The following is a 26,788-nucleotide window of genomic DNA, read 5'->3' as shown; positions in this document are numbered from 1 at the left end:
AACGGCAACCCAGGGAGAGTATCGATGCAGGTCAATCCCTAAATTCATTACAGCGGCAACTGCGAAGAAGCCTTGAACTTCTACGTCAAGGCGATCGGCGCGAAGATCGATGTCATCATGCACGTCAAGGGTTCGCCCGCGGAGGAACACCTGCCGCCGGAGATGGCCGACAAGGTGTTGCATTCGCAGTTCACCATCGACGGCGAAGTGGTGATGGCGTCCGACGCGCCGCCGGCGCATTTTGAAAAGCCGCAGGGGTTTTCGGTAGCACTTCAGATCCAGGATCCGGCCGAGGGAGAAAGGATATTCAAGGCGCTGGCCGACGGCGGCGCGATCAAGATGCCCTATGGCGCCACCTTCTGGTCGAAAGGCTTCGGCATGTGCATCGACAAGTTCGGCATTCCCTGGATGGTGAACAGCGCGTTCGAGCCGTAGTGACGCCGATGTGATGTTGGTTCATCGTGCCCGGCCTTGTGCCGGGCATCGACGTGGCTAAAACGTCGAAGCCGTGGATGGCAGGGACAAGCCCGGCCATGGTGTGGAGAGGCAAGCGTGTCCGCCACCTTTTGAAAACGTTGATTGCAGCGCTGAACCGAAGAAAATCTGCATGACCTCCTTTACCCGCAACGCGATCGTGCTCGGCCTGTTGTCCGCCGTCGGACCGTTTGCGATCGACATGTATCTGCCCGCGCTGCCGGCGATCACGGCGGACCTGAAAACCACGACCGCGGCGACCCAGCTGACGCTGACGGTGTTCTTCATCGCCTTCGGCCTGTGCCAGATCGTCTATGGCCCGCTGTCCGACGTCTATGGCCGCAAGGCGCCGCTCTATGCCGGGCTTGTGCTGTTCACGCTGGGCTCGATCGGTTGCGCGCTGGCGCCCGGCATCGGCGCGCTGATTGCATTCCGCTTCATTCAGGGCCTTGGCGCTGCCGCGATGGCGGTGATCCCGCGGGCCATCATTCTCGATCTGCACACCGGCGCCGAGGCGACCCGGCTGATGGCGCTGGTGATGCTGGTATTCTCGGTCTGCCCGATTCTGGCGCCGTTGTTCGGCAGCGCGCTGATCGTGCCGTTCGGCTGGCGCGCGGTGTTCGCAGCAGTAACGCTCGTTGCGGTGATCGGCGTCGCGCTCGTGGCCACGCTGTTGCCGGAAACCCGCCCGGCCGAGGAGCGCATCAGCGGCAATGTCCGCGACGTGCTCGGCGCCTTCGCGGAGCTGCTGCGTGACCGGCATTTCCTCGGCCTCACCTTCATCGGCGGACTCGGCATGTCGAGCTTCTTCGCCTTCCTGGCGACGTCGTCCTTCGTCTATATCGGCCATTACGGCCTGACACCGACGCAATACAGCCTGGCCTTCTCGGTCAATGCGATCGGCTTCATCGGCGCCTCGCAATTCGCAAGCCGCCTCGGCAGCCAGTTTGGGATCGGCCGCATGGTGCTGACGGCGGTGTCGCTCTATGCCGGCTTCGCGGTGCTGCTGCTCGTCCTGACGCTGCTGGGCTACGACAGTCTGCGTGTGCTGATGCCGCTGCTGTTCACCTCGTTCGCGTTTCTCGGCCTGGTGATTCCGTCGACGATGGTGCTGGCGCTGGAGCGGCACGGACCGATCGCCGGCATTGCGGCGGCGCTCGGCGGCACGCTGCAGATGGTCACCGGCGGCGCCATGATCGCCGTCGCCGGATTGTTCTTCAACGGCACCACGCTGCCGATGGTCGCCACCATCGCCGTCGCCGCCGTCGGTGCGCTGCTGGTGAGCCTGGCCACGCTGCGTCACGCGGAGCCGGTCGCGGCGGCGGCGGAGTAGGGCGTCAGCCGTTGCTGCCCTCGCGCCGCAGGGTCGGCAGGCCGATGCCGGTTGCCTCGAAGCCGCCATCCACCGCCAGCATCTGGCCGCTGATGTACGTCGCGCGGTCGCTGCACAGGAAGAACACCGCGTCGGCGAGTTCGGTCTCGAGGCCGTAGCGGTTCAGCGGAATGGTGTCGTGATAGTCGGCGCGGATCGCCGGCGTGTGCACCGCCTTGGCCATCGCGGTGTCGACCGGTCCCGGCGCGACCGCGTTGACGCGGATGCCGAGCGTTGCCAGTTCGACCGCGAATTGTTTGGTCAGATGCGCGAGGCCGGCCTTGCTGGTGCCGTAGGCGGTGCGCAGCGTCGAGGCGCGCAGCGCCGAGATCGAGGTGATGTTGACGATCGCGCCGCCGCCATGCTCGCGCATCAGGGGTGCCGCGGCCTGCGTGCACAGGAACGGCCCGGTCAGATTGACCGCCAGCACGCGATCCCAGTCAGCCTGGGTGGTTTCCAAGAGCGGCTTGAAGATCGCAATGCCGGCATTGTTGACCAGCGCATCGAGCCGCCCGAAGCGGTCCTGTACCGCGGCAAAGGCCTTCGCCACCGCATCGGCATCGGAGACGTCGGCATGGATGGCCAGCGTATTGTCGGGATCGTTCAGCGCCTGGACGCTCTGCTGCAGCAACTCGCCCTCGATGTCGAGTAGCGCGACGCGATATCCCTCGCCGAGAAAGCGTTTGGCGACCGCAAGTCCGATGCCGCGCGCGGCGCCCGTCACGAGTGCGACCTTGTGCGGTGATGTGGTCATGTCCTGCCCTGTCGTTCTTGATTTTATGCAGGGTGTTTAGAGAACCTTGAAGGCCGGGACAAGCGGCAGGGCGAGCGGGATCTACCTCGCGTAGAGGACGATGCCCGCGATCACCAGCATCGCCGCGCAAGCCAGAATTCGCGCGAACGCCCCCGAAGCCGCCTTGAGACGGGCGTCTTTCATGCGTGTCTCCCCGGACATGGCAAGCCGCCGGGCATGGCTCGTCGCTGCGCGAAGAGCACCCAAGGCCGCCAGTTGATTTGACGCAGAACCACCCGAAACGAGACGCCGCAACAAGGTCCCCAAGCGCGACGGTCGATGGCTTCAGACTCGTTCAGCAATGCGGCGGCAATTTGTTGCTGCAGATGTCGGCGGGTTCCACGTCGGGCATTGCGCAGCAACCGATCGCTGCCGGCGGATCGTCAAAGTCGCATCACCTGCGCGATAAATATCGAGCTCGTGTCGGAGTTGCAGGCGCTCGTTCGTCTATGTCGGAACGCTCCATGCTGCGACGGAGCGGACCACCGATTTCCTGGTGATAGCGAAACAGGCAGAGGAAAAAACGTCCCATGCGTTTCATGATGCTGATGATCCCGCTCGGCTACGAGTCCGCACCGCCGGACGTGCAACTCGACCCCGCCGCCGCCGCGGCGATGATGAAATACAACGAGGCGCTGCAGCAGGCCGGCGTGCTGATCACGCTGGAAGGCCTGCATCCGCCCTCGATGGGCGCCCGCGTCAGCTTCGCCGGCGGCAGACCGGTCGTGAACGACGGGCCGTTCGCGGAGGTCAAGGAGGTGCTCGGTGGCTTCTGGATGATCGACGTCGCCTCCCGCGACGAGGCGATCGCCTGGGCCAGCCGCTGTCCGGCCGGCGCGAACGAGATCATCGAGATCCGTCAGGTGCAGGAGATGGCCGATTTTTCGCCGGACGAACCGCCGGCGGCCTGTGCGCTCGCCGTCAATGGTTTGGTCACCATAGGCCGCACGACCTGGATACCGAACGTCGGCTGGTAGTGGTAGTGGACTATAACGAATCCGCCGGGTTCTGAAATGGTTCGACCGCATGGCATTCGATCAATCGTCGATCTTTATCGCCATCGGCCTTTCCACCGCCGCGCTCGCGCTGACGCTGTTCATGAGCTGGCTGGTCGAACGATACAATACCTACCTGCTCACCTGGTCGATCGGTCTTGCGGTTATCGTGCCCGGCGTATTTATGTTCTTGGTATTCGGCGTTCCCTATGATGCCGGCCTGCAATCATGGTCCTTCATTCTGCTGATCTGCGGTTTCGGCCTTGTCTATGCCGGCACCATGCAGTTCTGTTCCGAGCAGACGCACTGGGCGGATGCGGCCTTCGCGAGTGCAATTGGACTGCTGCCGACCGTGGTGGCGTTCGCGTGGGGGTATTCCGGGACGGGGACGATTGCGGCGAATTGGGGCATCGGCCTCCTGCTACTCGTGCTGAACGGACAGAAATACTGGTCGGCCCGCGGTGAGACGCCGTTGTTGATGACCGCCAATGCGGCGCTGTACTTCATCACGGCCGTGTCGTTCCTGGCCTGCGGATATGAGCTGGTCCGCAACGGCCAGTACATTCTCGAAGCGCTGCCTGCCAACTGGGCGGAGACGGTCAATTCCTTCGTCATCATCGTCGGCCTCACGGGCATCGGTGCGCTGACGCTCGCCATTCACCAGATGGGGATCGCCAACCGGCACAGGTCGGCGGCGATGCGCGACCCGCTGACCGGGTTGCGCAATCGTCGCGGGCTGTTCGACGACTATCCCGACCACGCGGCAAGCGACGCGACCATCGTCGTGATGGATCTCGACCACATCAAGGCGATCAACGACCGGTTCGGACATGCCGCCGGCGACCTGGTGCTGCGGGAGTTTGCCGACATCATTCTCTCGAACATTCGTCTCAGCGAGATCGCCGGCCGGATCGGCGGCGAAGAATTCTGTATCCTGCTGTCCAATGCCACTCCGGCGGCGGCAACGGCCATGGCGGAGCGCATCAGGTCTCGCCTGGAAGCCAGGACTTTCATGACGTCGGCGGGCGCCATTCTGGCGACGGTCAGTGCCGGCATTGCCGTGCGGTCGCGTGAACTGGAGAGCCTTCAGGCGCTGCTCGACCGCGCCGACGTGGCGCTCTATCAGGCCAAGGAGGCCGGCCGCAACCGTGTCCATATCTCCGGCTTTCATCAGGCCGCCTGACGGCGATGGCCGGGACCAACGTCGGGCGCCAACGTCCGGAGCTGCGACGCCGATTTCGGGTGACCTTGCAGGGGGGCTCATGTAAAAGCCCTTCACATGAGCTGGCGCAAGGACGACCGCCGCGCCGAGCGCGGCTATCACCACGGAAATCTGAAGGAAGCGCTGCTGCAGGCAGCGCTCGGGCTGATCGCGGAGAAGGGGCCGGCGGGTTTCACCTTCGCCGACGCGGCGCGCTCGGCCGGCGTCAGTGCAGCCGCGCCCTACCGGCATTTTCGCGACCGCGACGACCTTCTTGCCTCCATCGCGCAGCGCGGCTTCGAGCAGTTCGAGGTGACGCTGGCCGCGGCCTGGGACGACGGCCGTCCTGACACGGTCACCGCCTTCATGCGGGTCGGCAAGGCGTATCTTGCCTTCGCGCGCAACGAGCCGGCCTTTTATTCGGCGATGTTCGAATCCGGCATCCCTGTCGATGCCAATCCGCTGCTGACCGCGGCGGGCGAGCGCGCCTTCGGCGTGATCCGTGCCGCAGCCGAGCGCCTGGCAGCGCTGACGCCGCCCGGCGTGACGCGGCCGCCGGCCATGATGATGGCGTTGCACATCTGGTCGATGTCCCACGGCGTCGCATCCCTGTTCGGCCGCGGCGATGCCGCCCGCCGCAAATTGCCGATGCCGCCGGAAGAACTGCTCGAGGCCGGCGTGCTGATCTATCTGCGGGGGCTGGGCTTTACGACCGACCGCCGGCCGCCGCCGGAAGCCGAGGCCGCCACGCGCGCCGCCGAGGCCGAGCGTCCTGCCGGTCCGTGGGGCAAGATCCCGAAATAATTTTCGCGGGCCGCTTGCGGATATCTTGACAAAATCCGGCTTCGGTTTACGTATGTAAATGTTATTTACATTCACCGACGGCAGGTGCCGTCATGGAGAGCGAAATGGCCGAAGCTGGTTACAATCGATGGAGTGGTCCGACCGACATGCCACGCTATCCGCAGGCGCCAATGCTGCGTCCGGCGTGGTCGCCCGGCTGGATCATCCTGACGGTGCTGGGTTTCATGTTCTGGTGGCCGATTGGCCTCGCGGTTCTTTTCTACACCATAGGGAGCAGGAAGATGGGTTGCTGGGATAATGGCGATCGGTTCGCCAACAAGATGGAGCGGATGCAGAACAAGATGGAGCGGATGCGCGGCCGCATGGAGCAGCGTGGCTTCGGCTTCGGCGGCTTCAGCCAGCCGACCTCGGGCAACCGCGCCTTCGACGAATACCGCATGGAGACGCTGCGGCGCCTCGAGGAGGAGCAGCACGAGTTCAAGGACTTCCTCGACCGGCTGCGACACGCCAAGGACAAGGCCGAGTTCGACCAGTTCATGGCGCAGCACCGCCCCCGCCCGACGCCGCCGTCGGACAACCAGGCGCAGGGCTGATCGACCGAACACCCTCTTGGGCGCCGGCCTCGCAGCCGGCGCCGGCATCGCCGCCCATCTGGCAACAGGTGGGCGGTTTTGTTTACGTGGTGGAACTTGTGCCGCAGTGCCACCTAACAAACGAATTGAGCTTCATTTCTCCGCGAGTTCGGGTCTTGGTAACCTCGCATTAACCACGCCGGGCGTCTGGTAAAGCCTGCAAAACCGCGTGCAGGCCCTCGTTTTGACATGTTGGCAGGGAATTCAAGGCTTGGCTTCGGACGGGCCATTCCTGCGAAACAACGGGCTGAACGCTGGCTTTGACGCCGCTCGCGGCGCGTGGCTGCGATCGGCAGCCGACGCCGGACATCGAACCTTCGAGGGGATACTGATCTCGTGCTGCAGAAAGTCTTTTCGCTCACCGCGCTGGCGTTGTTGCTGACGGTATCCGCAGCATCGGCACAGGCGGTCGACGTGCAGGCCGCCCCGGCGCTGGCGGCGTCCGACGTGTCGCTGGTCAATCTGTTCTGGCAGGCGCACTGGATCGTCAAGGCGGTCATGATGGGCTTGCTGGGCTGTTCGGTCTGGGTCTGGGCGATCGCCATCGACAAGATGTTCCTGTTCGCCCGCACCAAGAAGGCGATGGACCGCTTCGAACAGGCGTTCTGGTCCGGCGAGTCGATCGAGGACCTCTACCGCGCGCTCTCGACCAAGCCGACGCAATCCATGGCCGCCTGTTTCGTCGCTGCGATGCGCGAGTGGAAGCGCTCGTTCGAAAGTCAGGCACGCTCCTTCACCGGGCTGCAGATGCGGATCGACAAGGTCATGAACGTCTCGATCTCGCGCGAGATCGAGCGGCTGGAACGGCGCTTGCTGGTACTGGCCACGGTCGGCTCCGCCGGCCCGTTCGTCGGCCTGTTCGGCACCGTCTGGGGCATCATGTCGAGCTTCCAGTCGATCGCTGCGTCCAAGAACACCTCGCTGGCCGTGGTGGCTCCGGGCATCGCGGAAGCGCTGTTCGCCACCGCAATCGGCCTTATAGCCGCCATTCCGGCGACTATTTTCTACAATAAGTTTACCTCGGAAGTGAACCGCCAGGCGCAGCGCCTGGAAGGTTTTGCCGACGAGTTTTCCGCCATTCTGTCGCGCCAGATCGACGAGCGCGTTTGAGGCGATTCGTGTTGAACCTTGAACTGGGCATCCCGTCATGGGCATGAATATGGGTGCAGGCGGCGGGGGCGGACGGCGCGGGCGCCGGCGCGCCCATGTCATGGCCGAAATCAACGTCACCCCGATGGTCGACGTCATGCTGGTGTTGATGATCATCTTCATGGTGTCGGCGCCGATGCTGACTGTCGGCGTGCCGCTCGACCTGCCGCAGACCCAGGCCAAGAGCCTGGAGCAGGACAAGACGCCGCTGCAATTGTCGGTCGATATCTCGGGCAAGATCTTCATCAACGACACGGAAGTCCAGATGAACGACCTGGTGCCGAAACTGAAGGCGATCACCGATGCCCGCGGCGGCACGGACGAGCGCATCTACATGCGCGCGGACAAGAAGGCCGACTATGGCACCGTGGCCCGCGTGATGGGGCAGCTCTCCGGCGCAGGCTTCAAGCGGCTGGCCCTGGTGACCGAGGTGGAGCAGGGGACCTGACGGTGAAGGTCGACAAGACACTCGCGGCGTCCGCCGCCCTGCACGTTCTCGTGCTGGGCTGGGGACTCGTGTCTTTTTCGTCCAAGGCCTACGTCTCGATTCCCGAGGAGTCGCTGCCGGTCGATATCATTTCCGCGGATCAACTGGCGAAGGTTACGGCCGGAATCAAGACCGGCAAGAAGGAAGTCAAGACGCCGCTGGTCGAGAAGGTCGCCGAGGCCAAGCCGATCGAGGACAACGTCGGCAAGATCTCCGAAAAGCCCCCGGTGGTGACCGAGAGTACGCCGCCGCCACAGCCCAAGACGGAAGACAAGACCGCCGCCGATGCCGCCGCGAAAGCGGCGGCTGCGGCCAAGGCGGAAGCCAAGGCAGCCGCGGACTCCAAGGCAAAGGCCGAAGCCGCCACGGAAGCCAAGATCGAGGCGGAGGCCCTGCAGCAGGCCAAGGCGGCCGCCGAAGCCAAGGCCGAGGCGGACGCCAAGGCCAAGGCTGATGCGCAGGCCAAGGCGAAGGCGAAAGCCGAAGCGAAGGCCAAGGCGGATACGGACGCGAAAGCCAAGGCGGAAGCCAAGGCCAAGTACGACGCCGATTCAAAGGCCAAGGCCGAAGCACAGGCCATGCTCGAGGCCAAGAAGCCGGATCGCAGCTTCGACCAGTCGAAGATCGCGGCGCTGCTCGACAAGCGCGACCCGACCCGTGCTGCGGCGACTGGTGCCACGTTGAATTCAAACGCCGCTCTGGGCCTCGCCCATGGCAAGTCTGCGGATAATTCGGCGACCTGGGGATCGATGTTCAAGGAGCAGGTCAACCGTTGCTGGAAGAAGCCCTATGGCGGGCTCGACGCGCGACTGGCGCAGGCCGAGTTCAGCATCAAGCTGAAGCAGGACGGCACGCTGGAATCGATGCCGGTGATGCGCGGATCGCCCAACACGCCGTTCGAGCGGGTGTTCCAGGAGAGTGGCGCGCGCGCCATCATCGCCTGCCAGCCCTACAAGCTGCCAGCCGCATTCTATGAAGAATGGAAATTTTTCTACCCCGTTTTTGACAGTAAAGACCTGTAGCGGCGCGGTAAGTTGAAAGCAGAAAATATGTCCGACGATCATTTTACAAATCCGCTACTTCGCCCCAGCCGACGGCAGATCCTGTCGGGAATGGCCTCCACCGGATTGCTTCTCAGCGGCGCGCACGGCGCCTTTGGCCAGGCCCGCGTTACCGTGACGGGCGGCGAGGTGGCGCCGTTGCCGATCGCAATTCCGGCGTTCGTTGCCGGCACGGCGGGCGATAACGAAGTCGCCAATGGCGTGGCCCAGGTCATCACCAACAATCTCAAGCGCAGCGGCCTGTTCGCGCCGGTCGATCCGGCGGCCTTCATCGACAAGGTCAGCAATATCGACACGCCGCCGAACTTCCAGAACTGGAAGACCATCAACGCCCAGGCGCTGGTGACCGGTCGCGTCACCCGCCAGCCCGACGGCCGGCTGAAGGCCGAGTTCCGGCTGTGGGACGTCGGCACCGGACAGCAGTTGACCGGCCAGCAGTACTTCACCTCGCCGGAATACTGGCGCCGCATCGCGCACATTATTTCCGACCAGATCTATGAGCGCCTTACAGGCGAAAAGGGCTATTTCGACAGCCGCGTGGTGTTCGTCGACGAGACCGGCGCCAAGGAGCGCCGCGTCAAGCGGCTGGCCTTGATGGACCAGGACGGCGCCAATGTGCGCTATCTCACGCGCGGCGCCGATCTGGTGCTGACGCCGCGCTTCTCGCCATCGACGCAGGAAATCACCTACATGGAATTCGGCCAGGGCGACCCGCGGGTCTACCTGTTCAACATCGAGACCGGACAGCGCGAGATCGTCGGCAATTTCCCCGGCATGTCGTTCTCGCCGCGCTTTTCGCCGGACGGCCAGCGTGTCATCATGAGCCTGCAGCAGGGCGGCAATTCCAACCTGTTCGTAATGGATCTGCGCTCGAAGTCCACCACGCGCCTGACCGACACGCCGGCAATCGATACCTCGCCGTCCTATTCGCCGGACGGTGCGCGGATCTGTTTCGAGAGCGACCGCGGCGGCAAATCCCAGATCTACGTGATGGGAGCCACGGGCGGCGCCGCGCAGCGCATTTCCTTCGGGGACGGCACCTATTCGACGCCGGTGTGGTCGCCGCGCGGCGACTACATCGCCTTCACCAAGCAGGGTGGCGGCCAGTTCTCAATCGGCATCATGAAGCCGGACGGCTCCGGTGAACGGCTGCTCACCTCCGGCTACCATAATGAGGGGCCGACCTTCGCGCCGAACGGCCGCGTCATCATGTTCTTCCGCGAGCAGGGCGCGGGGCCGTCGCTCTATACGGTGGACGTGTCCGGTCGCAACGAGCTCAAGGTGCCGACACCGGGCTTCGCCTCCGATCCCGCCTGGTCGCCGCTGCTGTCGTAGTGGCCAAGATTCGCGAAGCCGTGGCGGCGCGCGCGCCTTGAGGCTAGGCAGACTTTGCCTAGCCTGCTGAAATCATAGCCATTTCCGGCTTTCTGGGGAACTTGCAACGTCTTGGTAAGGATCTTCCCTTAGAAAGGTAATACCTCCGGAATTTATCGTTACGCGTTGAAATCAAATGGACGGCGCGTGCTGATGCAAGTGGTCAAGCCTGAAACAGCTCAAGACGACAAGATGCTGCCTCCCAGCATCTATGCAGCCTTGGTCAACTCGCTGTTCCAGAATTCAGCGCCGATTTTTGCCGGCACGCTGTGCGCTGCTGCCGCCGCCATCATGACAGTATGGAAAACCGGCAACCACTGGCTATGGATGTGCGCCGGCCTGATCATCGTGATCGGCGTGGCGCGCGCGTTTCAGATGCACCACTACGAGCGCGAACGGCGCAGTGATGGTCCGCTGACGCCGGAACGTGCCGCCTGGTGGGAGCCGCGCTACAAGATCGGCGCTGACCTCTATGCGGCCTCGCTAGGCCTGTGGTGTTTTGTCGTGCTGCTCGGCAGCGACGACCCGGTAGCGCACATGCTGTGCACTGCCGTCACGATCGGTTACATCGGCGGCAGCGTCGGTCGCAACTACGGCCGTCCGCTGATCATCCAGGCGCATATCATTAATGCGACCGCGCCGATGTCGCTGGCTTTGGCGCTGCGCGGCGATCCTTATTATGTCGGTCTGGCCGGCCTGCTGATCCTGTTCTTTATCGGCCTGCGGCTGATCAATCTCAATCTGCATCTGATGTTCGTCAAGGCGCTGACCGAAACCGAACGGGCTGCGGCGCTGGCCAGGCAATTCGACACCGCGCTCAACAACATGCCGAACGGGTTGTGCATGGTCGGTGCCGATGGCCGTCTGGCCGTCATCAATGACCGCTTCAATCAGATGATGAACGGCATAGGCGAGCCCGTGCAGCCGGGCGCAAAGGTCCGTGAAATGATCGCGGCCTTCGTCGATGCCGGCACGGTTTCCGCCGCAAGCGGCATGACGATCGTGGCCGAGATCGAAAACTCGAAGGCGGCCGAGATCGTCACCATCGACCATGCCTTCACGCAGGAACGCGCGCTATCCTGGAAGTTTCAACCCATGACCGGCGGCGGCACCGTCGTGCTCGTCGAGGATATTACCGAGCGGCGCAACTCCGAAGCCCGCATCAGCCACATGGCGCGGTTCGACGAACTGACCGGCCTGCCCAACCGGATCAGCTTCCGCGACGAGATCGGTCGCCTGCTGAAGGGGGCCGATGCCGCTTCGCTGTCGGCGTTGCTGTTCGTGGATCTCGACCAGTTCAAGCAGGTCAACGATACGCTCGGTCATCCCTGCGGCGACCAGCTGTTGTGCATGGTGGCCGACCGGATCCGCGAGATGCTGCGGCACGAGGACTTCGTGGCACGGTTCGGCGGCGACGAATTTGTGGTCTTCCAGCGCGGCATCACGACCAGCCATGACGCCGCGGATCTGGCGCAGCGCATCGTCGAACGTCTCAGCGAGCGCTACGAGGTCGACAATCATCAGGTGGAAATCGGCGCCAGCGTCGGCATCGCCATGACCCAGCCCGAGGTGAGCGCCGACAGCCTGTTGAAGAATGCCGACATGGCGCTGTATCGTGCCAAGGCGTCCGGCCGCGGCACGTTCTGTTTCTTCCGAGAAGAGATGGCGCAAACGGTGGAAGCGCGCCGCGTGCTCGAACTCGACCTGCGCAAAGCGCTCGCCAACGAGGAATTCGAGCTTTACTATCAGCCGCTGGTCCATCTCAAATCCGGCCGGATATCGACCTGCGAAGCCTTGCTACGCTGGAATCATCCGGTTCGCGGAACGGTGTCTCCGGTCGACATCATTCCGATCGCGGAAGACATGGGGCTGATCGTCGACCTCGGCCGATGGATCCTGCGCAAGGCCTGCATGGAGTGCATGAAGTGGCCGGATGCGGTCAGCGTCGCGGTGAACTTCTCGTCGCAGCAGTTTCACCAGCGCGACGTCCTGGGCGAGGTGCGCTACGCGCTCGAAGTATCCGGTCTGCCGGCGAACCGGCTGGAGATCGAGATCACGGAATCGTCGCTGCTGAAGAACACCCAATGGACACATGACGCGCTGTCGCAATTGCACGCCGCGGGATGCCGGATTTCGCTCGACGATTTCGGAACCGGCTATTCGAGCCTGAGCTATCTACATAATTTTCCGTTGCAGAAAGTGAAGATCGACCGCTCCTTCCTCGAAGGTATCGATACCGATCGGCCGCTGACGCTGTTGCGCGGCGTGGCGCGGCTGAGTGCTGATCTCGGCATGTCGGTGGTGGTCGAAGGGATCGAGACCAACGAGCAGCTCGAGCTGATAAGTGCCGACGGCACGGTGACCGAAGCGCAGGGCTATCTGTTCAGCCGCCCGGTGCCGGCCTCGCGCGTCCGCCAGTTGCTGAATGCCTCGCATGGCCGGCAGCAGGACGACGAACGACAGAAAATTCTGCCGTTGCACTCGATCGCATAAGGGCGGAGCAGCAATCTGTTTCCAAATATTTTCACGTCGTCAGGCGCGATGTCATTGGATCCTTAACCCTGTTCGATACAGTTCTTTGACTTATGTTGGGAAGTTATTAACCTTCATAGGTGTTGGGATACGCGTTAGAAAGGCGTAAAATGGCTGCGGTCGAGGCGGTTGGTAAGTTCATCGGACATGGCAGCGACCTACTAGACAGAGTGGATTATCGCCTCGCGGAGACCGAAGCCGAAAAGGAAGCGATCTATCGGTTGCGCTACCGTGCCTATCTTCATGAGGGCGCCATCGAACCGCGGGACGACCGCCGACTGGCGGATCGCTTCGATGGAGCGCCGAATTCCTGGACCTTCGGCGTGTTCGTCGATGGCCAGCTGGCCAGCTCGTTGCGGATCAGCGTCGCGACCCCGGACTATCCGGACTCGCCGGCCGTCGAGGCCTTTGCGGACATTCTGAAGCCGGAACTGGCGCTCGGCAAGACCATCGTCGATCCGAACCGCTTCGTGGCCGAGCCGACGCTGAAGCTGCCGCATCTGCCCTACATGACGCTGCGGCTGGCTTACGTTGCTTGTTCGTACTTCAATGCCGACCTTGGTACCGCCACCGCGCGCGCCGAGCACCAGGCGTTCTATCGCCGGGTCTTTTTGCACGAGCCGCTGTGCCCGCCGCGTCCCTATCCGACGCTGACCAAGCCGCTGGGTCTGATGGCGGTCAACTTCCCGGCGCTGCGCGAGAAGGTGTTTGCGCGCTATCCGTACTTCCGCTCCAGCTTCTTCGAGCGGCGGATGCTGTTCGAACGCAACGGCCTGCATGCCTCGCCGGCGCTCGGCGGCCCCGAGTTCCCGGTCGATCCGGCTGCGGCGTGTTCCGTTCGGACCGGCTGAGGTCGCCCGCCTGCGGTCAGCCGCCCTGCGGGCACCCGGGGCGCCGCGCCGGCTGGGCATCGTTCACCGTCGCGCCACATTTACACCCCATTAACCATCAGGCGGCTTTTCGGGGACGTGTGGCTTTTGATGGGTTTTGGCAACACTCCATCAAGGTTGACGGAACGTTCGCTTAACCAACGCCCTGTAGACCAAACACAGTTGGACAAAGCGCGAGCGTGGAGGCTCCGAAATGAAACCTCAGATGCGAATCCTCCAGGGATTAAAACTGGCTGCGGTACTTGCCGTGGCGCTTTCGATGGGCGCTTGCGCCAACAAGAATCCGCTGGGCGGCGATGGCGCCGGCGGCATGGCCAATGCAGCGTCGCCGGGCAGCCAGCAGGACTTCGTGGTCAATGTCGGCGACCGCGTGTTCTTCGAGAGCGATCAGACCGAGCTGTCGCCGCAGGCGATCGCCACGCTGGAGAAGCAGGCGCAGTGGCTGCAGCAGTATAACCGCTACGCCTTCACGATCGAGGGCCATGCGGATGAACGCGGCACCCGCGAGTACAACATCGCGCTCGGCGCCCGCCGTGCTCAGTCGGTCCGGACCTTCCTGGCCTCGCGCGGCATCGATGCCAGCCGGATGCGGACCATCTCCTACGGCAAGGAACGCCCGGTCGCGGTCTGCAACGACATCTCGTGCTGGTCGCAGAACCGCCGCGCCGTTACCGTGCTGAACGCCGGCGCCTGAGCCAGAGCCTCGATAACAGCGAACGGCGTCTGCCATGCGGCAGGCGCCGTTTTTGTTTGATGCGGCGGCTTTGCCGCTGTCGGAAGACACATTTTCGGCGTAGTGAAATTCTCATCGTGATGCGCGCCGATGGGGCGTGAAACCAATCATTCTCAGGCACACATGTCATCCAGATCTCATTGGTTCGCCGGCGCTGCGTTCTTCTCCCTTGTACTCGTGACCGCTTCGCCTGTGTCCGCGCAGTTGTTCGGTCAACCGGCGCCGCGTCAGCCGGACTACAGCCAGCAGTCGGGCGACGACGATGCCGATCAGGGGATGCAGATCGAGCGGCTGCAGAGCCAGCTGCGGAAACTCACCGGGCAGAACGAAGAGCTCCAGTTCCGCAACCGCCAGCTCGAGGAGCAGTTGCGCCAGTTGCAGGCCGGCGCGCCGCCGGCGGGCGCGCGTCCCAACGTCGCCGCAGCCCCCGTGCAGGCCGCGCCGGCGCGCCAGCAGCCGCTGCAGCCGCAGGTCTATGATCCGCAGCCGCCGGTCGCTGCCGCCGCGCCGGTCGTGCAAGACCCCGCGCCGCCGCAGCGCGGCGGACGGCGCAACGATGCCTTCGATCCCAATGCCAATCCGAATGCGCCGGGCGTGCCGCGCGCGTTGGGCGGCGGCGGGCAGCCGATACCGTCCACCGCGCCGGCGGCGATGCCCAACGCCCGCGGGGCAGGGGAGCCTCTGCCGCTCGGCAATGCCGCGCCGGCCGCAGCCGGCGCGGGCCTCACGACGCTGCCGCCCGGCAGCACGCCCAAGGACGAATTCGATCTCGGCATCGGCTACATGCAGCGTCGTGATTACGCGCTGGCCGAAGAGACCATGCGCAACTTCGCGCAGAAATATCCGACCGACCCGCAGCTCGCGGATTCGCAATATTGGCTCGGCGAAAGCTTCTTCCAGCGCCAGAAGTATCGCGACGCCGCCGAGGCTTTTTTGGGGGTCACCACCAAGTTCGATACGTCGGCCAAGGCGCCGGACGCGCTGCTGCGGCTCGGGCAGTCGCTGGCGGCGCTGAAGGAAAAAGAGGCGGCCTGCGCCGCCTTCGGCGAAGTGCTGCGGAAATATCCGCGCGCCTCAGGCAGCGTGAAGACCGCGGTAGACCGCGAGCAGAAGCGCGTTAAGTGCTAGGGTTTGATTCTTGCATTTGAGCTGCCGCGACGCACTGGCGGTGCGCTCCCTCTCCCCTCTAGCGAAGCTTCGCTTCGCGCGGGGGGAGAGGGCTGGGGTGAGGGGGCACCGGCCTATCGGTGGCGCTTAGCCCCCTCACCCGGATTGCTATGCAATCCGACCTCCCCCCAACGGGGAGAGGTGACACAACATGGCCTTCCGATGCGAGACGACGACTCATCGCCCATCCCGGCCCGCGAAGCGAAGCAGCTATTCGCCGACTGGCAATCCGCTCCGGCACTGATCCTGGCCGTGTCCGGCGGACCGGATTCGGTCGCGCTGCTGTGGCTGGCTGCGCGCTGGCGACGCGCGTTGAAACGCGGGCCGGCGCTGCTGGCGGTCACGCTCGACCATGGTCTGCGGCCTGAAGCGGCGCGTGAGGCCCGCGACGTCAGGAGACTGGCGGCGTCGCTCGATATCCCGCATCGCACCTTGCGCTGGACCGGCGCCAAGCCGTCGGCCGGACTGCCCGCCGCGGCCCGCGAGGCCCGCTACCGATTGCTGGCCAGGGCCGCCAAACGGCACAAGGCAACGCATATCCTGACCGCGCACACCCGCGACGACCAGGCCGAAACCCTGCTGATGCGGATGGCGCGCGGCAGCGGACTGGCCGGACTTGCGGCGATGGCGCGGCAAACGCGGCTCGACGGCGTGGTGCTGGCGCGCCCGTTTCTGGGCGTGCCCAAGGCCCGGCTGATCGCGACGCTGGCGAAGGCGAAGGTCGGATTTGCCGAGGACCCGACCAACCAGGATCCGCACTTCACCCGGCCGCGCTGGCGCGCGCTGATGCCGAAGCTCGCCGCCGAGGGTTTTGATTCGCGCAATCTGGCGCGGCTGGCGACGCGGCTGGCCCGCGCCAATGTCGCGCTGGAAGGGCTGGTCGACGGCGCCGAACAATTCCTGGCGCTGAGAAGCGGTGCCGCCCGGCCCGGCATCGACGCCTGCGGCTTCGCTGGTCTGACCGAGGAAGTCCGTCTTCGCCTGCTGCTGCGGATGATCGGCCGGGTCGGACATGAGGGCCCGGCCGGCCTCGGGCAGGCCGAGGCGCTGCTGGCCGCGATCGATCGGGCCATGCTGGCGGCAAACAAAGGTATCCGGTTGAAGCAAACGCTGGCTGGTGCGTTGATTACGCTCTCCCACGACCGGCTGCGAATCGATCCCGCGCCGCGGCGCCGGCGCCGGGATTGATCCAAAGCAACGGCCCGGCCGGCCAATGGCTTAACCACGGCGGCGTGACCGCCATGATTTAAACCGGATGCCGGGCTACATGCGTTAAATAGTCCAGTCTGGTTCCCTTGGCAGCGCGCTCTGTCGCACCTAGATTGTATCCAACCGACCCAGGGTAATTCCCTTGAGGCGACCCAAGGGAATACGGCCGCGATCCGCGCGGCGACGAAGGAAGATCGATGAACGCGAACCTGCGCAATTTCGCCCTCTGGGTCATTATCGTTTTGTTGTTGCTGGCGCTGTTCACGCTGTTCCAAAATCCGGGACAACGCGCCGCCTCGCAGGACATCTCGTTCTCGCAACTGTTGAGCGAGGTCGATCAGAACAAGGTCCGCGACGTCGTGATCCAGGGGCCGGAGATTCACGGCACCTTCACCAACGGTTCCAGCTTCCAGACCTACGCGCCTTCCGACCCGACGCTGGTGAAGCGCCTGTATGACGGCAAGGTCTCGATCACCGCCAAGCCGCCCGGCGACAACGTGCCGTGGTTCGTCTCGCTGCTGGTCTCCTGGCTGCCGTTCATCGCGCTGATCGGCGTGTGGATCTTCCTGTCCCGTCAGATGCAGGGCGGCGCCGGCAAGGCGATGGGTTTTGGAAAGTCGCGCGCCAAGATGCTGACGGAGGCCCATGGCCGCGTCACATTTGAAGACGTCGCCGGTGTCGATGAAGCCAAGCAGGACCTGCAGGAGATCGTCGAATTCCTGCGCGACCCCGGCAAGTATCAGCGCCTCGGCGGTCGCATTCCGCGCGGCGTGCTGTTGGTCGGCCCTCCCGGTACCGGCAAGACGCTGATCGCGCGTGCGGTCGCCGGCGAAGCCAACGTGCCGTTCTTCACCATCTCGGGTTCCGACTTCGTTGAAATGTTCGTCGGCGTCGGCGCCTCCCGCGTCCGCGACATGTTCGAGCAGGCCAAGAAGAACGCGCCTTGCATCATCTTCATCGACGAAATCGACGCGGTCGGTCGTCATCGTGGCGCCGGTCTCGGCGGCGGCAATGACGAGCGCGAGCAGACCCTCAACCAGTTGCTGGTCGAGATGGACGGCTTCGAGGCCAATGAAGGCGTGATCCTGATCGCCGCGACCAACCGTCCGGACGTGCTGGATCCCGCTCTGCTGCGTCCCGGCCGCTTCGACCGCCAGGTCGTGGTGCCGAATCCGGATGTCGTCGGCCGCGAGCAGATCCTCAAGGTTCACGTCCGCAAGGTGCCGCTGGCGCCGGATATCAACCTCAAGACCATCGCACGCGGCACCCCGGGCTTCTCCGGCGCCGACCTGATGAACCTGGTCAACGAAGCCGCTCTGACCGCCGCGCGCCGCAACAAGCGCATGGTGACGCAGAGCGAGTTCGAAGAGGCCAAGGACAAGGTGATGATGGGCGCCGAGCGCAAGTCGCTGGTCATGACCGAGGAAGAGAAGATGCTGACGGCCTATCACGAGGGCGGTCACGCCATCGTCGGCCTCAACGTCATCGCCACCGACCCGATCCACAAGGCGACCATCATCCCGCGCGGCCGTGCGCTGGGCATGGTGATGCAGCTGCCGGAACGCGACAAGCTGTCGATGTCGCTGGAGCAGATGACCTCGCGCCTCGCCATCATGATGGGCGGCCGCGTCGCCGAAGAGCTAATCTTCGGCCGCAACAAGGTCACCTCGGGTGCGTCCTCCGATATCGAGCAGGCCACGCGCCTGGCCCGCATGATGGTGACGCGCTGGGGCCTGTCGGAAGAACTCGGCACCGTGTCGTATGGCGAGAACCAGGATGAAGTGTTCCTGGGGATGTCGGTGTCGCGCACCCAGAACGCGTCGGAAGCCACCGTGCAGAAGATCGACAGCGAAATCCGCCGTCTGGTCGAGGAGGGCTACAACGAGGCCACCAAGATCCTGACCGAGAAGCGCGCCGACCTCGAAGCCCTCGCCAAGGGCCTGCTCGAGTTCGAGACGCTGTCGGGCGACGAGATCACCGATCTCTTGAACGGCAAGAAGCCGAACCGCGAATCCGTGCTCGAGCCGACTGGCCCGCGCACCTCCGCGGTGCCGCCCGCCGGCAAGCCGCGTCCGCGCCCCGACGCCGGCCTGGAGCCGCAGCCGCAGGCGTAAGTTCGACGCATCGACGATTGCAAAACGCGGCCGCAAGGCCGCGTTTTTTGTGGGCATGGCCCGCCGGGTACGTGGCGCGCGCTGGCAGAAGACGAGAAGCGCGCCCGACGTCCTGTTCAGCCGCGCGGAATCGTGCTTCGCGCGGTCTCGTCGTAAGGCCATAGCTCGGAATAATCCGGCGCCGCCGCCGTCAGCCGCCGCCCGTGGGCGAGCACCACGCGGTCGGCCTGCGGGCGGCTGACGATCTCGTTGATGGTCCGCGCGTTGAACACGATCAGCCGTGCCGCGGCGCCTTCTGCGATCTGCCCGTGGTTGCCGAATCCGGTGATGGCCGAGGGCATCGCGCCGACCAGCGAGGGCGCCTGCGCCAGCGGATGATCGACATGCAGGATACGCACCGCCTGCCGAAACGTATCGACCATGTCATGGTCGCCATAGGCGTAGAAACTGTCGCGGCAATTGTCGCCGGCGGCGGCGACGCGGATGCCGCGCGCCAGCATCTCGTGCACCACGGTGACGCCGCGCCAGCGCGGCGTGCGCCCGGGCTGGCGGTCCTGCAGATACATGTTCACCGTCGGCAGCGTGACGATCGCAATCTCCGCCGCCGCCAGCAGGTCGAGCGTGCGGTCGATCTCGCTGTCGTCCTGCAAGGCGAGGCTGCAGCAATGCCCGCACACCACGCGGCCCTTGTAACCGTGTCGCAGCGCCGCGCGGGCGATATGAGGCAGCGAGGCTGCCGTCCGGTCGCCGGTCTCGTCGACGTGCAGGTCGATGTCGAGGTCGTGCCGGATGGCCAGCGCGAACAGCCGGTCGAGCTGCGCCTCGATGTCGGCGCCCGGTGCGCCATGGCTGCCAACCGCCGGTCGCGTGACGCCGCCGATCAGCCCGCCGGATTCGCTGACAATCGCCGCAATCCGGTCGCCGAAGCCGTCCATCAGCGTTTCCAGCGGGCACAGCGACACCATCTGCAGGTCGACCCGGCCGGCCCACTCGCTCCGCATCTCGCGCAGCACCGTCCAGCTTCGCTCGGCGCTGTCGGGATAGGTGTCGAGATGGGTCCGGATCGCGGACACGCCATGCGCTTCTGCGCAGCGCAGCCCGAAGTCGATGCGGCGGCGCAAATCCGCCACCGTCCAGTTCGGCCGGTCGGCGGTGGCGCCGAGCCGCGCATTGTTGAAGGTGCCGTCGATGTTGGGGCTGCGTTCGACCGAATGGCCCTTGTCGAGATGCGTATGCATGTCGATCAGGGTCGGCCACACCTGCCGACCGCCGAGATCGACGCGGGCGCCATCCGTATCCGCCACACCGGCCGCAACGATGCGCGCGATCTTGCCGTCTTCGATCAGGAGATCGGCGCGCGCGACGCCTTCGGTATCGTAAAATCCAGGCAGGCTTCGATCGGCTAAAAGACACGCAGGCACGCGTGCAGAAGTAAGCCAATAGCGTGACTTATCGGGCCACGCGATGTCGGCGAACGGAACTGTCATAATGACGCAAAACCTTTGTACGTCTGCGGGAAATGCGGGCCTATGCCGCGCGCTGCCTGCAACGTAGCGAGGATGCGCCGTTCAGCCAAGCATGACGCCACAGACCTCGCCGTCGATGAAGCCCTCGCCCAGACCCGCTTCACCCATTTCGGCTATCTGGCCTGGCATTTAAATCTTCCTCAACGCCGGTAATGGCATGCTCGGCGCGCAAGCGTATGGGGAATGGCCGATGACGGCAGAAGTTCTGGCTCCGGTACCTAACGACACGGCGCTTCCCAAGCCGCTGGTCAATGTCTGCTTTCTGCTGGCGGTGCTGCATGCGGCGTTCTTCGCGGCGTTCTATGGCCGCGGCTGGATCTTCGACGACAGCCGCTTCAACCTGCCGACCGACTTCATCAACGTCTGGTCGGCCGGCAAGCTCGCGCTCGACGGCCATCCGGCGCAAGCGTGGGACTGGGCGATCCAGAAGCAGCTCCAGCTCGGCGTACTCGGGCAAGACTATCCCGGCAACTTCGCCTGGCACTATCCACCGCCGTTCCTGATGATTGCCGAACAGCTGGCGCGGCTGCCCTACCGGCTGGCGTTTGCCGGTTGGGCCGCGGTCAGCTTCCTGCCTTATCTCGTGGTGATGCGCGCCATCGTCGGGCGGCCGTTCGGGTGGCTGCTGGCGGCGGCCTTCCCGGTGGTGCTGACCAATACGCTGGTCGGGCAGAACGGCTTTCTCACCGCCTCGCTGATTGGCGGCGTGTTGCTGCTGCTGCCGAGCCGGCCGGTATGGGCCGGCATCTGCCTCGGGCTGTTGAGCTACAAGCCTCAATATGGCCTGCTGTTTCCGCTGGTGCTGATTGCCGCGATGCAGTGGCGGGTGTTCGTCGCGGCCGGCGTGACCACGGTGCTGCTGGCCGGCGTGTCGTGGCTCGCTTATGGCACCGAGAGCTGGCAAGCCTTCTTCCACTGGATGCCGATGTTCTCGCAGGCCTTCCTCACCGATGGCCTTGCGCCTTGGGGCAAGTTGCAGAGCATTTTTGCCCTGGTACGCTACTTCGGCGGCAGCGAGGCGCTCGGTTGGACGTTCCAGTGGATCATGAACGCGGCGGTTGCCGGGCTGCTGGTGGTGCTGTGGCGCAGCCGCGTGCGTTACGAATGGAAGGCCGCGGCGCTGGCCACCGGCACGCTGCTGGTGACGCCGTATCTGTTTCTGTACGACGTGATGGTGCTGGCGATCGCAGCCGGATTCATCGTCCGCGTCGGACTGGCCGAGGGGTTTGCGCGCTATGAACTGCCGGGGCTCGGCGTTGCGGCGGTACTGCTGATCGCGTTTCCCGCGGTCGGCGCGCCGACCGGCTTTTTCGCGACGCTGATCGTGGCGGCGCTGATCGCACGGCGTTGCGGATTATGGCAGGGCCGGGCGCTGGCGAGCCGTTTCGCGCCCGAAAGCTAACTCTACAGCCGATGTTCGATCGCCAGCCGCACCAGTTCGGCGGGGGTGCGCAGGCCGAGCTTGTGGCGCATCATCGAGGAGGTGTTGGCGATTGTCTTGTAGGAGGCGTGCACCAGCCAGGCGATTTCGGTGAGGCTCTTGCCGGCGGCAAGCAGGCGCAGGATCTCGATCTCGCGGGTGCTCAGCTTGCCGAGCCGGTCGTCGGGCCTGGCGAAGGCGATGCTGCGCGCGGTGGCCGGCGCCAGATAGACGCCGCCGCGGCCGACCTCGCGGATCGCATCGACCAGATCCTGTGGATCGCCGGATTTTGAAACATAGCCCTTCGCGCCGGCCCCGATCGCCCGCACCGCGAAGGCGGGATCGTCATTCATGCTGAACATGATGAGCTTCGCGTCGGCGTCGCGCGCCAGCAGCCGCCGCGCCAGCTCGAAGCCGGAGACGCCGGGCAGGTTGATATCGAGCACACAGATGTCGGGCGGCTGCGCGACGAAAGCGGCTTCGCCGGCGTCGGCATCGGCCGCCTCGACCACCTCGATGTCGCCATCGCCGGCCAGCAGCGCGCGGCAGCCGGAGGCGACGATCGGATGGTCATCGACAATCAGGATACGCATCGAACCCATTCGCGGATACATTCCGGTTGGCGTCATCTGCTCGCGCAAGTAGAACGTTGCTACACTTTGCTGTCAATGGATCTACATGTTGCAGAGCGGCGAAACCCGATGTGGAGCATTCTTTCGTTGCAAGCCCGGTTGACCTTGTTGCTGGCGCTGGTGCTGACAGCCGGGCTGCTGATCAATGTCGGCCGTCTCGTGCTGGAGGCAGCTCCGCGCGTAGCCGCGGAGGATCGCAGCGTGGTCCGGCTGGCGCACGAACTGATCGCGGTGCTGGTGGTCGATCTCGGAGATGCGCCGGATCCGGACGTGCGGCTGGCGCGGATCGTCGGCGATCTCGGCCGGCTGCGCCATGTCAGGATCACTCATGAAACGGAAGGCGGTAAGCCGGCTGTCGTCGCGCCGCGCCGCGACGCAGTAACGGCGCCGCCGTCATGGTTCGTGCGAATGGTGCATCCGGAACAGACGTCGGAGAGAGTGCCGGTGGTCGTGAACGGCCGCTCGCTCGGCGCGCTGCTGATCGCGTCCGATCCGGTCGATGAAATGGCGGAGATCTGGAACGGCATCGTGACGCAGATCGAACTCGGGCTGGCCATCGCTCTGGCGCTGTTCGCGATCACCGTGCTGGTGGTCCGCCGGGCGCTGGCGCCGTTGCGGCAGATCGCCGATGCGATGCGGACCATTGAAGGCGGCGACTACGCGATCCGGGTTACCCCCGCAGGCTCGCCCGAACTGGCCGATATCTGCGTGCGCGTGAATCATCTGGCAGCCGCACTCGGCGAGGCGGTCGAGGACAAGCGCCAGTTGGCCGAGCGGGTGGTATCGCTGCAGGACGAGGAGCGCCGCGAGATTGCAAGGGAGCTGCACGACGAATTCGGGCCGTTCCTGTTTGCGCTGCGCGCGCATGGCAGCGCGTTGCTGCGCATCGCGGGATCGGCCGCGCCGGATGTCGCGGCGATCCGCAGCCATGGCGAGGCGATGCTGGCGCAACTCATGCAGTTGCAGCAGCTCAATCGCCGCGTGCTGGAGCGGCTGCGTCCGGCGGGGTTGAGCGAATTGGGGTTGCGCGAGGCGCTGGGCGCGCTGCTGCGCTGGTGGCGCGAGGCACATCCCGATGTTGCCGTGGAGATGCACCTGGCGCCCATCCTCGGCGCGATCAACGACACCGTCGAACTGACGATCTACCGCGTGGTGCAGGAGGCACTGACCAACGTGTTCCGTCATGCCGGCGCCACCCGCGTTATTGTGACGATTTCGCCCGGCGTGGATGCGGTGTCGGTGCGGGTGCAGGACGATGGCGGCGGCCTCGGCGCCGACCACCGCCTCGGTTTCGGCCTCACCGGCATGCGCGAGCGCGTGCTGGCGCTGGGAGGCACGGTGAAGGTGATCTCGGCGGAGCAGGGCGTAGTGGTGCAGGCGATGATTCCGACGGAGCGTCGGTCCATGCGTAGCCTGGATGAAGTCGGCGACGCGTAGCGGCGGCGACGCAATCCGGGACTGCGTCATGTGATGGGCCGGCCCCGGATTGGCATCCGGCTACGTACAAACAGGCGGCCCGGCCGTCTCAAAACCGGGCCGCCAGTCTTCGCGGATGGGTCGTCGCGGCGCGTGGGTCGCCGCTACAGCCTCACCCGTATGCCGCCGTAGATCGCGAATGGCGACCCCGGCACTTCGGTGCGCTGGTCGGTCAGCGCGATGGGCAGGCCCGCCTTGGCCGTGCCATCGGGCCCGAAATAGGTGCCGAACAGTGAATATTGCTTGTTGAACAGGTTGTTGACGACGCCGAACAAAGTGACGTTGCGGCTCACCTCGAACGAAGTGTGCAGATTGACGACCGCATAGGACGGCAGCAGCGGGTTCTGGTTGCCGTCGTCCCCGACATAGAGCCGCTTCCCCACCGCGACGACGTCGCCGCCGAGCTTCCATTGCGGCGTGATCCAGTAATCGAGACCGGCCTTGAACTGGTGCTGCGGGATGCCGGGAATGCGGTTGCCGGAGGTGACGCGGACGTTGCCGCTGGCGTCGGCTAACGGATTGTTCGGCGAGGCGAGGTCGCCGTCGAAGCGATAGGTGGCGTCGATATAGCTGTAGCCGGCATAGGCCAGCCAGCGCTGCGACTTGTACTCCGCTCCAAGCTCGATGCCCTGGCGCCGCGTCTCCGGGACGTTCTGGTAATAGCCGCGGCCCTGGATGAACGAGGCCAGGCTGACGATATCGTTCTTGCTGTCGGTGCGGAACCAGCCCGCCTTCCATTCGAGACGGCCGTCGGCGAATGGCGACGTGCCGCGCAGGCCGGCTTCATAGGTGTGGCCGACGACCTGCTGCAGCGGTGGGTCGGATACCAGGAAGTTTTCCAGCAAGCAGGGCTTGGCCGGATTGGAGCAGCCGAGCTCGAGCGGCGTCGGCGCGCGGTTGGATTCTGAATATCCGCCATAGACGGTGATCCACGGCGCGATCTTGTAGGTCAGGCCGACCACCGGGTTGAAGCGCGAAAAGGAGTGATCGCCGTTGAGGTCGGGGCTGGTGCCGAGCACGTCGCGGATGCCGATCCTGGCGACGTTGTAGCGGCCGCCGGCGGTCGCGGCAAACTTGTCGGTAATATCGAAAGTGTCGGTGACGTAGAGGCCGTAATAGGTGTTGGTGGTGTCGATCGTCACCGGCGTGTAACCGACATTGCCGAGCGTATGTATGACCGAGCCGTTGCCTGGGATCGCCGGATTGACCGTGATCGCGAGGTCAGGATTGATGAAGCCGAGCGTCGAGGTCGCGGCAAAATTGGTCGCGCCGCGGTCGACGCTGCCGCCGACTACGAAGTGGTTGCCGTGGCCGAAAATCTTGTCGTCGTTGGTCGCCTGCAGCGAACCGCCATAGGTGTCGGACTTCGTATTGGTGCGATCGATCGTGCCATAGGGGACCGTTGCGCAGGTGTTGCCGGCGCCGGGCGGGCAGGGGATCGGCTGGTTCGCGGCATTGAGGATCGCGAACTGGTTTCGGAAGGCGAGTGCCGCCGCGCCGGTGAACGGCGCCGGGCGCGGAAAGCCGTCGTCCTCAAGGCACAGGCGGCCGGCGAACGACGAAGAATTGCTACAGCGTTCGACCTCAGCGGCGTTGCCATCGACGTGGTCCTGCCGAAAGAACCGGCCATACAGATTGCCCTGCAGCGACCATGTGTCGGTGACGGCGTACTTGCCGTTGACGCCGACCAGCGCCATCTTGTTATCGGTGGTCTGCGGCGTCGTGTAGATCTGATCGCGGCCGAGCGCTAGCAATTGCACCGGCGTCGCTGCCGCCACGCCGAACGAACTCGACGACACCGCGCCATAGAAATGTAGTTCGGCGCGGTCGTCGCGCCAGCCGATGTCGCCAAAGAAGCGCCCGAGCTTCGCCGGCGATTGTCGGCGCCAGCCGTCGTCGGTCAGGCCCTGGGCGGCGATGTAGACGCCCCAATTGCCCATCTCCGCGCCGTATTGCAACCCGCCCTGGCCGCGGCCGAACGAACCACCCTGGCCTTCGACCTCAAGGCCCTGATAGGTGAAACCGTTCTTGGTCTGCAGGCTGATCGCGCCGCTCAGCGCGTTGAGGCCGAACACCGGATTATTGGTGAAGATGTCGGCGCGCGCTATCGCATTGGTGGGGATCAGGTCCCAGTTCACGGTGTCGCCGAAGGATTCGTTGAGCCGGATGCCGTTCATGTAGACCGCGAGGCCCTGCGGCGTACCCTGCAGGGGCGAGGCGGCAAAGCCGCGGTAGCGGATCTCCTGCTGCGCACCGTTGCCGTTGGGGTCGGACAGCGACACGCCGGGCACGCGCTGGAACAGCGTGTCCGTGACATTCTGCGAAGTACTGCGCTGGAAATCCTCGGCGGTGACGGTCGAGGTCAGCGACGGAATCTTGTCGCGGTCGATGCCGGGTCCCTGGATCGGCGTGTTGGAGATCACCTGGATCTCGGGCAATTGCTCCTGCGCGGCGGCGGGCACGGCGATGAGCAGGGCTCCGGCGGACAGCAGGGCACGTCGCGCTAGTGATAAAAACCGAATGCCCATTGCTGCGCTCCCCGATTTTTTCCCATCGCGCTTGCCGCGCGTTGGATCAAATCCTGCGGGACGCGTTCTGCTTTCGCAATGGAAATACCGGTGCGGGGGGCGGGAATGTTTGGCGTGCCGATCGGGAAGAATTCCCGACCGCGCCTCGCCGCGGTTGTTGCAGCGCGAGGAAACGCGAGGTCAACAAATGGCGGACGGCGGCGGGGGTTCCTCGTGCGT

At 64.8% G+C, this 26,788-nt stretch carries 22 protein-coding genes; 18 read left to right on the top strand and 4 right to left on the bottom strand.

The window, feature by feature from the left end; translation table 11 throughout:
- Positions 1–42: 42 nt before the first annotated feature.
- Positions 43–435, top strand: a complete 393-nt coding sequence (locus FIU28_RS21310; protein ID WP_246661029.1) for a VOC family protein — start codon at positions 43–45, stop codon at positions 433–435.
- Positions 436–607: 172 nt separating this feature from the next.
- A complete protein-coding gene (locus tag FIU28_RS21305; protein WP_143575122.1) occupies positions 608–1,807 on the top strand; it encodes a multidrug effflux MFS transporter in 1,200 nt (399 codons plus the stop codon).
- A gap of 4 nt (positions 1,808–1,811) precedes the next feature.
- On the opposite strand, the gene FIU28_RS21300 is transcribed toward FIU28_RS21305, so the two are convergent.
- A complete protein-coding gene (locus FIU28_RS21300; protein ID WP_143575121.1) occupies positions 1,812–2,600 on the bottom strand; it encodes an SDR family NAD(P)-dependent oxidoreductase in 789 nt (262 codons plus the stop codon).
- Positions 2,601–3,169: 569 nt separating this feature from the next.
- Here FIU28_RS21300 and FIU28_RS21295 point away from each other — a divergent pair.
- From FIU28_RS21295 to ftsH, 14 genes are all read left to right on the top strand, one after another.
- Positions 3,170–3,616: a YciI family protein gene (locus FIU28_RS21295; protein ID WP_143575120.1), complete on the top strand. Its 447-nt coding sequence runs from the start codon at positions 3,170–3,172 to the stop codon at positions 3,614–3,616.
- 49 nt (positions 3,617–3,665) lie between these two features.
- The gene (locus FIU28_RS21290; protein ID WP_143575119.1) at positions 3,666–4,817 is read left to right on the top strand and encodes a GGDEF domain-containing protein; all 1,152 of its coding nucleotides are present in this window, start codon (positions 3,666–3,668) and stop codon (positions 4,815–4,817) included.
- A 96-nt stretch (positions 4,818–4,913) separates the two neighbouring features.
- A complete protein-coding gene (locus tag FIU28_RS21285; RefSeq protein WP_143575118.1) occupies positions 4,914–5,639 on the top strand; it encodes a TetR/AcrR family transcriptional regulator in 726 nt (241 codons plus the stop codon).
- Between the two features lie 104 nt (positions 5,640–5,743).
- Positions 5,744–6,232: a DUF2852 domain-containing protein gene (locus tag FIU28_RS21280; protein ID WP_143575117.1), complete on the top strand. Its 489-nt coding sequence runs from the start codon at positions 5,744–5,746 to the stop codon at positions 6,230–6,232.
- Between the two features lie 453 nt (positions 6,233–6,685).
- Entirely contained in the window at positions 6,686–7,381 is a 696-nt protein-coding gene (tolQ, locus tag FIU28_RS21275) for a protein TolQ (RefSeq protein WP_143576326.1), read from the top strand.
- 37 nt (positions 7,382–7,418) lie between these two features.
- Positions 7,419–7,868, top strand: coding sequence for a protein TolR (gene tolR, locus FIU28_RS21270; protein WP_143575116.1), 450 nt, complete (start codon positions 7,419–7,421; stop codon positions 7,866–7,868).
- Positions 7,869–7,870: 2 nt separating this feature from the next.
- Positions 7,871–8,929, top strand: a complete 1,059-nt coding sequence (tolA, locus tag FIU28_RS21265; RefSeq protein ID WP_143575115.1) for a cell envelope integrity protein TolA — start codon at positions 7,871–7,873, stop codon at positions 8,927–8,929.
- A gap of 27 nt (positions 8,930–8,956) precedes the next feature.
- The gene (gene tolB, locus FIU28_RS21260) at positions 8,957–10,303 is read left to right on the top strand and encodes a Tol-Pal system beta propeller repeat protein TolB (RefSeq protein ID WP_143575114.1); all 1,347 of its coding nucleotides are present in this window, start codon (positions 8,957–8,959) and stop codon (positions 10,301–10,303) included.
- A gap of 192 nt (positions 10,304–10,495) precedes the next feature.
- A complete protein-coding gene (locus FIU28_RS21255) occupies positions 10,496–12,835 on the top strand; it encodes a putative bifunctional diguanylate cyclase/phosphodiesterase (protein ID WP_143576325.1) in 2,340 nt (779 codons plus the stop codon).
- Between the two features lie 149 nt (positions 12,836–12,984).
- Positions 12,985–13,725, top strand: a complete 741-nt coding sequence (locus FIU28_RS21250) for an N-acyl amino acid synthase FeeM domain-containing protein (RefSeq protein ID WP_143575113.1) — start codon at positions 12,985–12,987, stop codon at positions 13,723–13,725.
- 232 nt (positions 13,726–13,957) lie between these two features.
- Entirely contained in the window at positions 13,958–14,458 is a 501-nt protein-coding gene (gene pal / locus FIU28_RS21245; RefSeq protein ID WP_143575112.1) for a peptidoglycan-associated lipoprotein Pal, read from the top strand.
- A 162-nt stretch (positions 14,459–14,620) separates the two neighbouring features.
- Positions 14,621–15,625 carry a tol-pal system protein YbgF gene (gene ybgF, locus FIU28_RS21240; protein ID WP_143576324.1) on the top strand — a complete coding sequence of 335 codons (1,005 nt, stop codon included), beginning with the start codon at positions 14,621–14,623 and terminating at the stop codon, positions 15,623–15,625.
- A 201-nt stretch (positions 15,626–15,826) separates the two neighbouring features.
- A complete protein-coding gene (gene tilS / locus FIU28_RS21235; RefSeq protein WP_143575111.1) occupies positions 15,827–16,852 on the top strand; it encodes a tRNA lysidine(34) synthetase TilS in 1,026 nt (341 codons plus the stop codon).
- 218 nt (positions 16,853–17,070) lie between these two features.
- Positions 17,071–18,987: an ATP-dependent zinc metalloprotease FtsH gene (ftsH, locus tag FIU28_RS21230; RefSeq protein WP_143575110.1), complete on the top strand. Its 1,917-nt coding sequence runs from the start codon at positions 17,071–17,073 to the stop codon at positions 18,985–18,987.
- A gap of 116 nt (positions 18,988–19,103) precedes the next feature.
- Here the strand turns inward: ftsH and FIU28_RS21225 are convergent, their stop codons facing one another.
- On the bottom strand, positions 19,104–20,474 hold the full coding sequence (locus FIU28_RS21225; protein ID WP_143575109.1) for a cytosine deaminase: 1,371 nt from the start codon (positions 20,472–20,474) through the stop codon (positions 19,104–19,106).
- Between the two features lie 229 nt (positions 20,475–20,703).
- On the opposite strand from FIU28_RS21225, the gene FIU28_RS21220 reads away from it, so the two are divergent.
- Entirely contained in the window at positions 20,704–21,915 is a 1,212-nt protein-coding gene (locus FIU28_RS21220; RefSeq protein ID WP_143575108.1) for a glycosyltransferase family 87 protein, read from the top strand.
- Positions 21,916–21,917: 2 nt separating this feature from the next.
- Here FIU28_RS21220 and FIU28_RS21215 read toward each other — a convergent pair whose 3' ends face one another.
- Positions 21,918–22,526 (bottom strand): response regulator transcription factor, encoded by a 609-nt coding sequence (locus FIU28_RS21215; protein WP_143575107.1) that lies wholly within the window; start codon positions 22,524–22,526, stop codon positions 21,918–21,920.
- A gap of 108 nt (positions 22,527–22,634) precedes the next feature.
- Between FIU28_RS21215 and FIU28_RS21210 the strand changes: the two genes are divergently transcribed.
- Positions 22,635–24,002, top strand: coding sequence for an ATP-binding protein (locus tag FIU28_RS21210; RefSeq protein WP_143575106.1), 1,368 nt, complete (start codon positions 22,635–22,637; stop codon positions 24,000–24,002).
- A gap of 143 nt (positions 24,003–24,145) precedes the next feature.
- On the opposite strand, the gene FIU28_RS21205 is transcribed toward FIU28_RS21210, so the two are convergent.
- Complete coding sequence (locus FIU28_RS21205) at positions 24,146–26,569, bottom strand: TonB-dependent receptor (RefSeq protein WP_143575105.1); 2,424 nt, start codon at positions 26,567–26,569, stop codon at positions 24,146–24,148.
- Positions 26,570–26,788: the final 219 nt, after the last annotated feature.

The organism is Tardiphaga sp. vice154 (assembly GCF_007018645.1).
Lineage (GTDB): Bacteria > Pseudomonadota > Alphaproteobacteria > Rhizobiales > Xanthobacteraceae > Tardiphaga.
Note: the sequence above shows the minus strand (reverse complement) of the source record. Positions and strands in the feature narration are given on the sequence as shown.